This window comes from Kurthia gibsonii (genome assembly GCF_006539985.1).
Taxonomy (GTDB): Bacteria; Bacillota; Bacilli; order Bacillales_A; family Planococcaceae; genus Kurthia; species Kurthia gibsonii.
The window spans coordinates 1-14,548 of record NZ_BJOB01000009.1 but is presented as its reverse complement, the minus strand read 5'-3'; the positions used below and the strand labels follow the sequence as shown (position 1 = coordinate 14,548).

The 14,548-nt window shown below is 39.1% G+C and carries 17 protein-coding genes and 1 other annotated feature; of the genes, 1 reads left to right on the top strand and 16 read right to left on the bottom strand.

Features of this window, described 5'->3' with window-relative positions; translation table 11 throughout:
* Positions 1-46: 46 nt before the first annotated feature.
* The 9 genes from KGI01_RS04400 to ruvA all read right to left on the bottom strand — a co-directional run bounded on the left by KGI01_RS04400 (position 47) and on the right by ruvA (position 9,237).
* A complete protein-coding gene (locus tag KGI01_RS04400; RefSeq protein ID WP_170214726.1) occupies positions 47-1,732 on the bottom strand; it encodes a S8 family peptidase in 1,686 nt (561 codons plus the stop codon).
* Between the two features lie 113 nt (positions 1,733-1,845).
* Positions 1,846-4,131 (bottom strand): protein translocase subunit SecDF, encoded by a 2,286-nt coding sequence (gene secDF / locus KGI01_RS04395; protein ID WP_141273619.1) that lies wholly within the window; start codon positions 4,129-4,131, stop codon positions 1,846-1,848.
* Positions 4,132-4,300: 169 nt separating this feature from the next.
* Entirely contained in the window at positions 4,301-4,597 is a 297-nt protein-coding gene (locus KGI01_RS04390; RefSeq protein WP_141273617.1) for a post-transcriptional regulator, read from the bottom strand.
* Between the two features lie 16 nt (positions 4,598-4,613).
* Positions 4,614-4,772 (bottom strand): hypothetical protein, encoded by a 159-nt coding sequence (locus KGI01_RS13800; RefSeq protein WP_156422332.1) that lies wholly within the window; start codon positions 4,770-4,772, stop codon positions 4,614-4,616.
* Between the two features lie 287 nt (positions 4,773-5,059).
* On the bottom strand, positions 5,060-5,338 hold the full coding sequence (gene yajC / locus KGI01_RS04385; protein WP_068452329.1) for a preprotein translocase subunit YajC: 279 nt from the start codon (positions 5,336-5,338) through the stop codon (positions 5,060-5,062).
* A gap of 45 nt (positions 5,339-5,383) precedes the next feature.
* Complete coding sequence (tgt, locus tag KGI01_RS04380; protein WP_141273615.1) at positions 5,384-6,529, bottom strand: tRNA guanosine(34) transglycosylase Tgt; 1,146 nt, start codon at positions 6,527-6,529, stop codon at positions 5,384-5,386.
* 3 nt (positions 6,530-6,532) lie between these two features.
* Complete coding sequence (queA, locus tag KGI01_RS04375; RefSeq protein WP_068452317.1) at positions 6,533-7,579, bottom strand: tRNA preQ1(34) S-adenosylmethionine ribosyltransferase-isomerase QueA; 1,047 nt, start codon at positions 7,577-7,579, stop codon at positions 6,533-6,535.
* 19 nt (positions 7,580-7,598) lie between these two features.
* Complete coding sequence (ruvB, locus tag KGI01_RS04370; RefSeq protein WP_141273613.1) at positions 7,599-8,603, bottom strand: Holliday junction branch migration DNA helicase RuvB; 1,005 nt, start codon at positions 8,601-8,603, stop codon at positions 7,599-7,601.
* A gap of 13 nt (positions 8,604-8,616) precedes the next feature.
* Complete coding sequence (ruvA, locus tag KGI01_RS04365) at positions 8,617-9,237, bottom strand: Holliday junction branch migration protein RuvA (RefSeq protein WP_141273611.1); 621 nt, start codon at positions 9,235-9,237, stop codon at positions 8,617-8,619.
* Between the two features lie 192 nt (positions 9,238-9,429).
* Here ruvA and KGI01_RS04360 point away from each other — a divergent pair, with 192 nt between their 5' ends.
* Complete coding sequence (locus KGI01_RS04360; protein WP_141273609.1) at positions 9,430-9,963, top strand: transcription repressor NadR; 534 nt, start codon at positions 9,430-9,432, stop codon at positions 9,961-9,963.
* A gap of 39 nt (positions 9,964-10,002) precedes the next feature.
* On the opposite strand, the gene pheA is transcribed toward KGI01_RS04360, so the two are convergent.
* The 7 genes from pheA to rplU form a co-directional block, all read right to left on the bottom strand.
* Complete coding sequence (pheA, locus tag KGI01_RS04355; RefSeq protein ID WP_141273607.1) at positions 10,003-10,872, bottom strand: prephenate dehydratase; 870 nt, start codon at positions 10,870-10,872, stop codon at positions 10,003-10,005.
* 15 nt (positions 10,873-10,887) lie between these two features.
* Positions 10,888-11,343 carry a transcriptional regulator ThrR gene (locus tag KGI01_RS04350; protein WP_068452300.1) on the bottom strand — a complete coding sequence of 152 codons (456 nt, stop codon included), beginning with the start codon at positions 11,341-11,343 and terminating at the stop codon, positions 10,888-10,890.
* 20 nt (positions 11,344-11,363) lie between these two features.
* On the bottom strand, positions 11,364-12,653 hold the full coding sequence (gene obgE / locus KGI01_RS04345) for a GTPase ObgE (protein WP_141273605.1): 1,290 nt from the start codon (positions 12,651-12,653) through the stop codon (positions 11,364-11,366).
* Positions 12,654-12,656: 3 nt separating this feature from the next.
* Positions 12,657-13,193 (bottom strand): Spo0B domain-containing protein, encoded by a 537-nt coding sequence (locus KGI01_RS04340; RefSeq protein WP_170214725.1) that lies wholly within the window; start codon positions 13,191-13,193, stop codon positions 12,657-12,659.
* 160 nt (positions 13,194-13,353) lie between these two features.
* Entirely contained in the window at positions 13,354-13,647 is a 294-nt protein-coding gene (rpmA, locus tag KGI01_RS04335) for a 50S ribosomal protein L27 (RefSeq protein ID WP_068452291.1), read from the bottom strand.
* Positions 13,648-13,660: 13 nt separating this feature from the next.
* Complete coding sequence (locus tag KGI01_RS04330) at positions 13,661-14,002, bottom strand: ribosomal-processing cysteine protease Prp (RefSeq protein ID WP_141273601.1); 342 nt, start codon at positions 14,000-14,002, stop codon at positions 13,661-13,663.
* A gap of 22 nt (positions 14,003-14,024) precedes the next feature.
* On the bottom strand, positions 14,025-14,333 hold the full coding sequence (gene rplU, locus KGI01_RS04325; protein WP_141273599.1) for a 50S ribosomal protein L21: 309 nt from the start codon (positions 14,331-14,333) through the stop codon (positions 14,025-14,027).
* Positions 14,334-14,346: 13 nt separating this feature from the next.
* Positions 14,347-14,419 (bottom strand) — a sequence feature (ribosomal protein L21 leader region).
* Positions 14,420-14,548: the final 129 nt, after the last annotated feature.

The window sequence follows — 14,548 nt, the reverse complement described above, 5'->3', positions numbered from 1 at the left end:
TCATATCAAAAAAACGACTTCAGCATCTCATGCCGAAGTCGATTTTTTATTTCACTACATATTTCACAATGACGGGTTTCACTGTTTTATTTTTCGTTGTGCGTACGTTTTTCGGATCGAGTGTCATGTAATACGTGCCTTTTGCGAGTGTTTTCGTTGTTTTCACTTTTGTATATTTACCTGAGGCACTCGTTGAGAAGGTGAAGCCTGATACTTTCGCACCGTCTTTATATACTGCATATGCCGATGTACGAACTGTCGACTTTTTCACTGGTGTTGCCCATGTCCATGTCGATGTTTTTTTCGTTTTCAATGTTGTGTAATTCGTTGCTTTGATTCGACTTGATTTTTGAGTACTTGAAATAATCGTTGCGCCGACTTTTTTGCGGTATGCTTCAACGCTTGTTTTTTGTGCTTTCGTTAATTGATTTGTAACGGTATAAAGCGGTATAAATTCCGTTACATAATGAACTGTTTTTTTATTATTCATTTTTCGAACGATTGTTTTAATTTTGGATTGATTCACACGAACATATTTAGCAGCTGCTGATTCAACTGGCTGTAAACTCGCTGTTAAAATTTTAGACGGAAATTGTGCGAGTCCGTAACCGTAGATGGCGTCAGGTCCTTTTACACCTAAATCTATTGCATTTGCATAGAGACGATTTTCTAGTTGTTTCGCAGATTCTTTTGGATACGCTTGTTTTAATAATGCGAGTAAACCTGTCACATGTGGTGTTGAAAACGATGTACCTGAGCCGGTAGATGTACCGCCACTGTATGCAAGTGATGTAATATCCGTTCCCGGTGCTACAAGGTCTAATACACTCCCTGTATTGGAGAAGTAAGACAACTTTTTCGTCTTTTCAACTGAACCCACTGCTACAACACCTGGGATCGCGGCTGGATAATCAATTTGGTTTTTCCCGTCATTCCCTGAAGCTGCAACGACCATTACACCTGCATCCAATGCTTTTTTCACTGCGATATATAATGGATTGTCGCTTACTTTTTCATTCGGTAATAATAAGTCTGCTTGAGAGATTCCCATCGAAATATTTAAAATATTGACTTTTTGTTGGATGGCGTAATTAATCGCTGTCATGAAGTCGATTAAATCAGCTCCGTCTTTGCCGTCAATATTATAACTATATAATTCAACACCGGGTGCCACACCAATTACATTGCCCGCTTTTCCTGGTTGTGCAGCGATAATACCTGCAACAAATGTACCATGTGATGTAGCACTCGATGCGTATGTAATCTGACTTGAGTCAGAGATAATCGTTTTGTGTTGAACTTTTGGAAGTGCTGTGTGATTGGCTATACCTGAGTCGATAATTCCCACTTTCACGCCTTGACCATCCAATCCTTTTTGCCATGCATTTTGAACGGCAATTAATTGTTGGTTCCAATTCGTTGTGAAATTTGCGAATGGTACAGGAAGCCCAACATCTTGTGTGCGTAATTTTCGTGTACCTGTATGTACAACCTCGATTTGTTTAGAAGCCTCTAATTTTTTAATTTCTTCTTTTGAAAATGTTCCCACTACTGCATCAATTGCATCTAATTTTTTTGCGTTTTCTGCTTGATCTAAAACAAGTTCCTTCCCTGCTTCTGATTTATAAAAAACAGATACGTGTTCCACCTCTGTTGCGGCATGGGCTGAAATTGGCTGAAAACCAAGCCATGCTAGAAAGAGACTGCCGACTAGAATTTTTGTATATTTCACTTGAATCTCTCCTTCCTCTATCCAAATTATATCATCAGATAGATAAATTGAATATATTTTTCTACACAAAAAGCACTAACTTATTTTCATAAGCTAGTGCTTTAGTCTAAATATTATACTTGTGGTTCATCTGAACCCCATTGACGTTTTTTCTTCTCTACATTCACTTTACCGCCAAGCTTTTTCATTTGGCGTACTTTTAATACATACCAAATCTGTGCTGCGATGTAAATAGATGAATACATACCTGTTACTAAACCAATTAGTAACGCGATTGAGAAGTTTTCAATTGATGGTGCACCAAAGATTAATAATGATACAACAACAATGATGACTGTCATTACAGTATTAACCGAACGACCTAATGTTTGACGTAATGATTTGTTGACAATATCAGCTAAATCATCTGGTGTTTTAATAACTTTTGCACAATGTAAGTTCTCTCGAATACGGTCAAACGTAACAATTGTATCATTAATGGAGTAACCAACAATCGTTAGAACCGCTGCGATAAAGGTCATATCGACTTCTAATCGGAACAGACTGAAGATCGCTACCATGAAGAATACGTCATGGATTAGCGAGGCAATTGCCCCAATGCCCATGCGCCATTCGAAGCGAATTGCTACATAGATAATGATTCCGACTGCTGCAATGGCCAGTGCATACATCGCATTGCGTGCAATCTCTTTACTTACATCCGGTGATACAGAACTTACAGAAGCTTTATAACCAAATGCTTTGTCTGCGGCTGCGTTCATTTTTTGAACATCTTCTTTTGAGAAGTCTTTATCATAACGAACAGCTGCATATTCTGATTTGTCACCACTAATGACAATATTTTCAGATGGGAAGCCTGTTTTATCTAAGAATTTCTCTACTTCTTGTGTTGTTAACTTATGTTCAGATTGTAATTGAACACGCGCACCACTTGAGAAGTCGATTCCTAAATTTAGTTTAAAGATTCCAAGAACGACTAAACCAGCTAAAATAAGAACAGCTGAAATCGTGAAGAAACGCTTACGTGTGTGAACGAAGTCGAATCGGTCGAATTTCGTTTTTAAATCTAATGTATCAAAGCCTTCTTCAATGCCATGAATACTTGATTTTTTCACACCGAACCATGTTTTCTTATTATCTAAGTAACCACTGTTTACAAGTAAGCCAAGTAATACACGCGTACCCCAAACAGCTGTTAAGAAGCTGACTAAGATCGTAATGATTAATGTTGTTGCGAAACCTTTTACTGTACTTACGCCGAAGATGAATAATACGCCTGCTGCTAATAATGTTGTAATGTTCGCATCAAAGATTGCAGAGAATGAGTTTTTCGAACCTGCTTTGAACGCTTGTTTTACAGACTTACCAACACGAATTTCTTCTTTTAGACGCTCGTACATGAGGATATTCGCATCGACTGCCATACCTACCCCTAATACTAAAGCGGCGATACCTGGTAATGTTAATACTGCATTAATCATGTCTAAAATCCATAATGTGATGAATGTGAAGACACTTAATGTCACAATTGCGATAGCACCTGGTAAACGGTAAACAACTAACATGAAGACGAAGATAGCTAAAACACCAATGATACTAGCCAGTACTGTTGATTTTAAAGCATCTTGACCAAATTGCGCCCCTACTGATGTTGAATACACTTCTTTTAATTGAACAGGTAATGAACCTGCATTTAAAATACCTGCTAAATCCTTTGTTTCTTGTACAGTAAAGTTACCTGAAATTTGAACATCTGTTGTGTTCAGAGGTTTTTGTACAGACGCAGCTGAGATAAATTTAGGCTTTTGACCAGCAGCTTCTTTTTTGGCTTCTTTTTCGTACGTATCACCTTTTTGATAATCTAACCAGATGACCATTAAGTTTTGACCAGGTCCACGTTGTGAAAGGTCTGTTGTGATTTCGTTGAATTTTTTCGCATCTTTTAATTTTAATGATACGATTGGTTGATTCGTTTGAGAATCGAAGCCATCACTTGCTCCACCTTGTTTTAAATCGCGACCATCTAATAATAGTTTATTATTAACGTCGCGGAATGTTAGGTTCGCTTGTGTTGCTAATAATTCTCGTGCGGCATCTTGATCTTTAACACCAGCTAACTGCACACGAATGCGATTACCACTCTCAATTTGAATACTCGGCTCACTCACTCCAAGCACGTTGACACGTTCTTGAATGGCCGTTACAGTGGCTTGTAAATCTTTTTCTGTAATGGGCTTAGCACCTTTTAAAGGTTCTACTTGATAAAGAACTTCAAATCCACCTTGTAAATCAAGACCTAGATTAATGTTCTTTACGATGCCTTCTGTTGTCGCTCCCATTGTTGCAAATAATGCAATGACAACAATGAAGAAAGCAACAATTCGACTTCTCAATTTCATGTATAAATCCTCCCTGAACATTTAACACATCGCTTGTTCTTAAATGCAGTAATATAATACCAATATATTATTACTATAATGGAATAACGTCAATTTGTCACCGTTATTCGTAACAGGTCTATTATGAAACAGTGCTTTCCTGCTGTCAAACCTTCTCAGTAAATTTTTTCTAACTTTCGAGCAATGCGGCAATTTCTTCTTCTTCTAATTCAGCAAATGGTGTCATTTTATATGATGTTTGCTCAATATATGTACAATATTGCTGTTTTGTTAAAGCTAGTAAATCACTGACCATCTGGTGAATATGCATTTCTTCCTCTGATTCCACATCACACCATTTTTGATGAACAAAATAGTGCCATATAGCAGATGGATTCGGTTGCTCCAAACCTTGAGCCTGTAAATCTTCACACTTCATATTTAAAACCGTTTGCAACTGCTGAAACAATGATTCGAATGGCATCATGTAAAATGCGCCTCCTCTACATTAGAAATACACGGACTGTCCAAATAAGCATCGCCACGATTAATATGGTCATAATCACATAACCTAAAAAGCGTAAACGTTTTTCAGACTTTGAAACTTTTGCATAGGTTTGGCTATCCGCCATCTTTCGTGGTCTTTCATCTTTTGTAGGCATAAAACATTCGCTCCTTCAAACATGAGTTGATTCTATTATTTCACATTTTTCAGATAAAAGCGATTCATGACCTATCTATTATAACCTTTATACCATCTTTATTATATTACACCTTTAATTCCAATTTATTCAAACAAAAAAATAGTCTGGGACAAAATACTTCACTTTTCGTTTTAACGTTCGCAACGAAAAACTGGAACCGCGCCACAGCGCGATTCCAGTTTTTCTTATGCTCATATGGGATAGTGTTTTTACACTTATGTCCCAACCTGTCTTTTATACACTGATTATTCAGCTGCATCGTCTTCTACAACACGACCAATTGCTGCACGCTCAAAACGCATTTTTGTACCGTCTTCTAATACAACTACTGCTGTTTTATCGTCAATTGCATCAATCGTTGCATGTAGTCCCCCGATTGTAATAATCTTGTTCCCACGTGATAAAGCTGCTTGCATTTCTGCTGTTTTTTTACGCTGCTTTGACGCTGGACGGATTAACATGAAGTACATTAACGCAATGATAATGATCAATGGTAAGAAATTACCTAAAGCTCCAAAATCCATTCTTCTATTCCCCCTTTCTCTTTCTCATTCATTATTATACAAGAATCAGAAATTTTTTGCATTCGGTTTATTAAATCCGTATTGCTCAAAGAATTCTTCGCGGAAGTCGCCTAAACGGTCTTCACGAATCGCTTGGCGCACTTGACGCATTAAGTTTTGCAAGAAGTGCAAGTTATGTGTCGAAGTTAAACGGATACCGAATGTTTCATCTGCCTTAATTAAGTGACGAATATATGCCTTCGTATAGTTTTTACATGTGTAGCAATCGCATTCCGGATCAAGCGGTGTAAAGTCTTTTGCATATTTTGCATTTTTCACGACAACACGTCCTTGGCTTGTCATGCACGTACCGTTACGTGCAATACGTGTTGGTAATACACAGTCAAACATATCGATACCACGAATCGCACCATCGATTAATGAGTCTGGTGAGCCAACACCCATTAAATAACGTGGCTTATGCGAAGGTAGTAATGGCGTAGTATATTCTAACATGCGGTTCATAATTGGTTTTGGTTCGCCAACTGATAAACCACCAATTGCATACCCTGGGAAGTCCATAGAGACTAAATCTTTTGCAGATTGTTTACGTAGTTCTTCGAATTCTCCACCTTGTACAATACCGAATAGTCCTTGATCTTGCGGACGTTCATGTGCTTCTAAACAACGTTCTGCCCAACGAGAAGTACGTTCAACAGAAGCTTTCATGTATTCGTATGTTGCTGGGAATGGAGGACATTCATCAAAAGCCATCATAATATCTGAGCCAAGTGCATTTTGAATCTCCATTGCTTTTTCTGGACTAAGGAACATTTTGCTACCATTTAAGTGATTGCGGAAATGTACTCCTTCTTCTGTGATTTTGCGCATATCGCTTAATGAGAATACTTGGAAACCACCTGAGTCCGTTAAAATTGCACGGTCCCAGTTCATAAATTTGTGAAGTCCGCCTGCTTCCTTAATAATCTCATGCCCTGGGCGTAGCCACAAATGATAAGTGTTACTTAAAATAATTCCTGCGCCCATTTCTTTAATTTCTTCTGGTGCCATCGTTTTTACCGTTGCTTGTGTACCTACTGGCATGAAAGCTGGCGTTTCAAATGAACCATGTGGTGTATGCACAATTCCTAGACGTGCTCCCGTTTGTTTACATGTTTTAATCAGTTCGTAGCGAATTGGTTGTTCTGACATAAATTAATTTCCTTTCTTTTGTGGACGAATGAACATCGCATCACCAAAGCTGAAGAATCGGTATTTATTTTCAACAGCGATTTTATAAGCATTCAGTACGTTTTCACGACCTGCCAATGCACTAATCATCATTACTAATGATGATTTTGGTAAGTGGAAGTTTGTAACCATTCCGTCGATTGCTTTATATTCAAAACCAGGGTAGATAAAGATTTTTGACCAACCTGACTCTGCAATAATTTGACCATTATTATTTTGTGCGACTGTTTCAAGTGTACGTGTAGATGTTGTACCTACTGCGATGACACGTCCACCGTTCGCTTTTGTATCATTGATGATTTGAGCTGTTTCAGCTGGTAAGTTATAAAACTCCGCATGCATATCATGTTCTTCAATTGTTTCAACACTTACCGGGCGGAATGTACCAATCCCTACATGTAAGGTTACAAAAGCAACTTGTACACCTTTTGCACGAATAGCATCTAAAATTTCATCTGTAAAATGCAGACCGGCTGTCGGCGCTGCTGCTGAACCTAGTTCTTTTGAATAAACAGTTTGATAGCGCTCTTGGTTATCTAACTTCTCATGAATATAAGGCGGTAGAGGCATTGTACCTAACTTTTCTAAAATTTCGATGAAGATCCCTTCATAATTAAATTTAAAAAGTCGACCTCCATGCTCTAACTCACCTGTACATTCAGCTGTTAATAGTCCATCACCAAATGTGACAACTGTTCCCACTTTAATACGCTTAGCAGGTTTCACTAATGTTTCCCATTCGTCATCAGCTGTTTGCTTAATGAGTAGCACTTCAATATGTGCACCTGTCTCTTTCTTTTCACCGATTAAACGAGCAGGTAATACGCGCGTATCATTTAAAATCAAGCAGTCTCCTGCTTCTAATTCTTCAACAATATGTGGGAAGTGATGATGCTCTACTTCACCTGTTTCTTTATCTAATACCATCAATCGACTTGCAGCACGATTTTCAAGTGGTACTTGCGCAATTAATTCTTCTGGTAATACGTAATCAAAATCTTCTAGTTTCATCGTTACTTCCTTCTTTTCATTAAGTTTCTGCTGGATACGCGTATCCGAAATGTGTATAAGCAAGTGCTGTGGCCATACGACCTCTTGGTGTTCGTTGAATGAACCCGATTTGCATTAAATAAGGTTCATACATTTCTTCAATCGTCATCGATTCTTCACCAATACTTGCAGAGATCGTATCTAAGCCTACAGGACCTCCTCTAAAGCGTTCAATCATTCCCTCGATTAATTTGCGGTCAATATGATCTAAACCGAGTGGATCGACTTGTAGAAGCTCTAAAGCGGTCTGACAGAGTGATACCGTAATCTCTCCGTCTCCTAAAACTTGTGCATAATCACGCACACGCTTTAATAGACGGTTCGCAATACGTGGTGTTCCTCTAGAGCGTCTTGCTAGTTCATTCGCTGCTTGGTCATGAACTGCAACACCAAATAAGTCCGCACTTCTTTTTACAATTTCGGCAAGTGAGGGTTCATCATAATAGTCCAATCTTAATAATACACCAAAACGATCGCGAAGTGGTGCAGATAATGCGCCTGAACGTGTTGTTGCACCAACTAATGTAAATGGTGGTAAATCAAGGCGGATAGAGCGTGCTGTCGGACCTTTACCAACTACGATATCGAGGCAAAAATCTTCCATCGCTGGATAGAGCACTTCTTCAATCGCACGCGGTAGGCGGTGAATCTCATCAATGAATAACACGTCTCCCGGTTCTAATGAACTTAAAATAGCTGCAAGATCTCCTGGTCGTTCAATTGCCGGCCCACTCGTCATACGAATATTAACACCCATCTCATGTGCAATAACTGCCGCAAGCGTCGTTTTCCCGAGTCCAGGAGGTCCAAATAATAGTGCGTGGTCGAGCGATTCTTCACGCATTTTTGCCGCTTCAATAAAGATGCGTAAATTCTCTTTTACTTTTTGTTGTCCAATATAACTATCAAGCGTTTGAGGTCTTAATGAAAGTTCTAATTGTTCATCTAATTCTGTAGACTCACCTGATACAATCCGTTCCTCCATCAATCTGCACCTCCTATTTTTGTTTTAATAATATTTTGAGCGCTTCTTTCATATAAGCTTCTGTCGTATGTAATTGCTCATTTTCATCTAGTTGTGGCTTCACTTTTGCAAGTTCACGCTCTGAGTAACCAAGTGCTGTTAAAGCAAGCATCGCTTCCTCAAGTTCATGTTTATTCGGATTCACACCGAATAACGGTAATTCGTCCTCTGCACTCGGTAAGTCTACATGTTCAAGTAATGCATCTAACTTCCCTTTTAAGTCAAGAATCATTTGACGTGCTGTCTTCTTACCGACACCTGGGAACTTAATTAAGAAAGCTTCATCTTCTTGTTCAATCGCCGTGATTACTTGTGATGGATGTCCACTTGCAAGAATCGCAAGCGCTCCTTTTGGTCCAATCCCTGATACTTGAATCAGCTTACGAAATAGCTCACGTTGTTCAAGTGACGTGAAGGCAAATAGTTGCTGTGCATCTTCTCTTACACTTAGATGTGTAAATACTTGAATTTCCTCATTTGATACATGAAAAGCATAAGGGTTTGGTGTATTCAATTGCCAGCCTACACCTGTCACCTCCACTACAATGTATTCGGGTGTCACACGCGTAACAGGTCCCTTTATATAATCATACATACACGAATTCTCCTTTTCATAGCCTTTTGCATTATAGCATAATCCGTCGTGCGCTAAAAACAAACACACATTCCCATAGTAGCTATCATACCACAATTCACGAATGCTTTCGAACGATTATAAGGTGATTCATTTTTAAAAATATATGATATGATTAACAGCGTAAAAGCATTCAATCGAGGTGTTAATCATATGAAAAAATTATTAGGTGAAGAACGTCGTGAAGCCATTATTACGATTCTGAAAAATGAACAACGCCCTGTCACAGGGACAGCACTTGCGAAACGAACAAATGTGTCGCGTCAAGTGATTGTGAATGACATGGCGCTCTTAAAAGCAAAAAACGAGCCAATCATGGCGACAAGTCAAGGTTACATCTATTTGTCCGAACATCCAAATCATCGTGTGTTTGAACGCGAGATTGCGAGCTTCCATACACCGGAACAAGCAGAAGATGAACTAAATACACTTGTTGATGCAGGGGTAACGGTTAAAAACGTAACGGTAGAGCATCCCGTATATGGTGAAATTACAGCGTCCATCATGGTATCAAGTCGTTATGATGTACAACAATTTATTGAAAAAGTGACCGCAACTGAAGCAAGCCTTCTAATGAATTTAACAGAGGGTGCTCATCTACACGTAATTTCAGCTGATGATGAGAAAAAGTTAGATGCAGCAATCGAACAATTACGTCTAAAGGGTTATCTATTACCTGAAGCATAATAAAAAACGAGGCGAGTGTTTCCACTCTAACCTCGTTTTTTATTTTTGCTGATACGTATAGTAACTACCTAATGATTTGACCGAACAGCCAAGCGCTCTCAATTCTTCCATCGCACCCATCATTAAAGGTGCATGCTCGTCTTCTAGTAAGTCAACGATGAAGAAATAATCACCAAGTCCTGTTTTTAGTGGGCGAGATTCAATCTTACTTAAATTGATTTGACGCCATGCAAACACAGATAACACTTGATGCAATGCGCCTGAACGATCATTTGGTAACTTGATCATCAACGTTGTTTTAATCGGTCCTTGATCCGCTTCACGTTCAATACGGTCATTACGCTTCGATAATACAAAGAAACGTGTATGATTAAAATGGAAATCATGAATATTCTGTTCTACAATTGCCAAATCATACTGTTTCGCCGCTGCAATATTCGCAATTGCTGCGATATTATTCTCTGGATGTTCTGACACATATTGTGCCGCTGCTGCTGTTGAAGTCGTTTGACTTAGTGGTACAGAACGATAATGGTAATGCAAAAATTTATGACACTGCGCAAGGGCATGGGGATGCGAATATACGCGCTCCATCTCACTATAATGCGCTGCATGGTCTTTATGTACCATTAAATGCTGCTCAATCGGCGACAATACCTCTGCCGCAATATACAAATCTGCCTCATGGAATAAATAATCAATCGTCAGTGGTACTGTACCTTCTAAAGCATTTTCTACGGGTACCACTGCACGATCGACTTGTCCTGAGTCAACTGCTTCAATACATTCTGGAATTGTCTTAAAAGGGATTGTCCAATCGTTTGGAAACAATTCTTTTGTCGCCAACTCCGTAAATGTACCTTCTGGGCCTAGATAAGCCACGCGATTCTCCCACTCTTTTGATTCCAACACAAAAGCCCCCTCTTATAACGCGCCTGAACTAATCACTTCTGCTGATTCAACAAAATCAAGTTTTTTCAGACTTTGTAATAAGTCGTCTAAATCAACATCCATTGCAGTCACGTCTAAGGACAATGTTACATTGGCTCTACCTTGAATCGGAATTGTTTGATGAATTGTCAATACATTACAATGTGTATCGGTAACTGTAGAAAGAAGTCTAGCTAATGTACCTTTACGATCCTCTAATTGCAAGAACACTGTTAAGATGCGTTCTTGAACAATTGAGTGAAAGGGGAAAACAGCATCTCGATACTTATAAAAAGCACTCCTAGATAAATCAACCTGTTTCACAGCATCCCAGATAGATGAGACGCTTCCTGATTGTAGCAAATGTTTAGCTTGCAACGTTTTGTGCATCGCATCTGTTAAAACATCTTCACGAACTAAATAATATCTTTGATCCGCTACATTTTTCATCTTTTTCCCCCCTGAATCGTTTATTCTACAAATTCAAATTCAAATTTTAAGATACGAACGGTATCACCATTTTCAGCACCTTGTTGACGAAGCTCATCATCGACACCCATACCACGCATTTGGCGTGCAAAGCGACGAATTGATTCTTCACGACTAAAGTCTGTCATTTTGAATAGACGTTCGATTGTGTCACCACTTAATACAAAAGCACCGTCATCGTCACGTGTTACAACGAAATCTGGTCCTTTAATTTCATGTTTGTAAAGTACTGTAGCATCTGTTTCTTCCTCTTCATCATCGTGTAGTAGGAACTCAGGTGTTACTTCTAGTAATTCATACACTGCATAAAGTAGTTCTTGTAAACCTTGACGTGAAACAGCTGAGATTGGGAAGATTTGAATATCTTCTCCTACTTTCTTTCTGAACTCAGCTAAATTTTCTTCTGCATCTGGCATGTCCATTTTGTTGGCTACAACAATTTGTGGACGTTCAGTTAAGCGTAAATTATATTGCTCTAACTCGCGATTAATCGTTAGGTAATCTTCGTATGGGTCACGACCTTCCATGGCTGACATATCAACTACGTGTACAATAACACGGGTACGTTCGATATGACGTAAGAATTGGTGTCCTAAGCCCACACCTTCAGAAGCGCCTTCAATTAATCCTGGTAAGTCAGCCATTGCAAATGATTTGCCATCCCCGACTTGAACCATTCCTAAGTTTGGTACAATCGTTGTAAAATGATATGCACCAATTTTTGGTTTTGCTGAAGATACGACTGATAGTAGAGTAGATTTACCTACACTTGGGAAACCGACTAAACCAACATCAGCTAATACCTTTAACTCTAATATAACATTAAGTTCCTGTCCTGGCTCTCCTTTTTCAGAAAGTTCTGGCGCAGGATTTGCAGGTGTTGCAAAACGTGAGTTACCACGCCCGCCGCGTCCACCGCGTGCAATAATCGCTTCTTGTCCATGCTCTACCAAATCCGCAATAACGCGACCTGTTTCTTCTTCTGTTACGACTGTACCTGGTGGCACGCTAACAACCATTGGTTTTGCACCGCGACCATGTGCGTTCTTACTCATACCGTTCTCACCTGGTTCAGCTTTGAAGTGACGTTTGAATCGGAAATCCATTAACGTACGAAGTCCTTCATCTACTTTGAAGATAACGGCACCACCGTTACCACCATCGCCACCTGCTGGCCCACCATTTGGAACAAATTTTTCTCTACGGAACGCGACCATACCATCGCCACCGTCGCCACCTTTAACATAAATCTTTACGTGATCGACAAACATTATTTACTTTCCCTCCTTACTTCCTATGACACGATAACGCCACACTGTATCTGAATACTCCTCATGGATTACACTTAAATCTTCTGATTGAATCGGGATTGAAAAATCGCTTTTTTCAAAATGTCCCTTCATCTCGACTGCAACCTCCACTTTTTGTTTCGTAGACATCACATAGATATGACAATTTTGTTCAACAAACGGGTCGATTGTTTCATGTACAGACTGTAGCGAGCTCTCTAAATAATTACGCAGAGGAACGTCCCACTCTGCTGGAGCGCTATCGGAAATATCGCTCTCCATTGTAATCGTTATAGAAGGAAAACGCCACTGACATGTCTGAAGCCATTCGATTAAATGCGCACATTTCAGTCCATTTATAATTGAAAATCGTTGATATTTTGTTGAGAGTTGGTCAACAAGTTGATTGGCTTCTTCGACATGGTCTAGAGCCAGATTCATTTTGATTAATTGTAATTGATTTAAAAAATCATGTTGAATGTGCCGAAGCACTTCATTTACGGATAGTGGCTGATCTATCACAAGTAAACACTCCTTTAGCGAGATGTTCTTGTTGTTAGTATAACAATTTTTTATGAAAATTTCTCTATTGAGCGAAAAAAATTCGGTATTTGCACCTGAAGCAAACACCGTTTTTTCACCACAAAAAAGGACTGCATTACTGCAGTCCTTAACTTTTAAATTAAGCTTCTTGTGCTACAGGATACACGCTAACTTTCTTCTTATCGCGACCGTAACGTTCGAATTTAACAATGCCGTCTACTTTAGCGAATAAAGTATCATCGCCACCACGACCAACGTTTTCACCTGGGTAAATTTTTGTACCGCGTTGACGGTATAAAATTGAACCAGCAGAAGCGAATTGACCGTCAGCACGTTTAGCGCCTAAACGTTTTGACTCTGAATCACGACCGTTTTTTGTAGAACCTACACCTTTTTTAGATGCGAAGAACTGTAAGTCTAATTTCAATAACATAATGTTCCACCTCCTACAGCATTTTATATTTTAATTCGATATAATCTCCGTAACTAGCAACCATCGTATAAAACTGGGTTACCATTGTTTGAAGAATTGTTTGCAGTTTTGCGTCTTGTTCAGGACTTAAATCGGCAGGATCCACAACGACTGATAAATAGCCGCCTTCTTCACCTTGCTCGATTCCCGGCGTAATTTGAAGTAGTTGTCCAATCGCATTTGCACTACCAAAGGCAATAGCAGATGCGCCTGCACAAACTAAATCATGACCAGGTTCACCTGAATAGGCATGTCCTGAAATTTCAAAGCCATATGATTCTCGATTTTCATTACTATGAATCTCTACTGTAATCATAACTTTTTCACCTCACTAATAATTAAGCGTTGATAGCTTCAACTACTAGTTTAGTGTAAGGTTGTCTATGACCTTGCTTACGACGGTAGTTCTTTTTAGCTTTAAGTTTGAAAACAGTAATTTTCTTTTGACGACCTTGTTTTTCAACTTTAGCTGTAACTGTTGCACCAGCTACGAATGGAGCTCCAACTTTAACGTCTTCACCACCAACGAAAAGAACCTTGTCAAAAGTCACCACTTCACCAGCTTCAGCGTTGATTTTTTCAACGTAGATTTCTTGGCCCGCTTCAACTTTGATTTGTTTACCACCTGTTTCGATAATTGCGTACATAACTGCACCTCCTCAATAGACTCAGACTCGCCTTCAAAGGTGATCTAAAAGATACTTGAACCTCGTCAGTGCGGTTGTAGCACGGGTGCTACATAACATATGAAATAATACCATACGGTTTTAAAGTCGTCAAGTTACTTTCGTATAATAACGTATATTCTTTTATTTACAACAACCAAAATATTTTTTATTGTATGAAAAAAGCGAATTTCTGG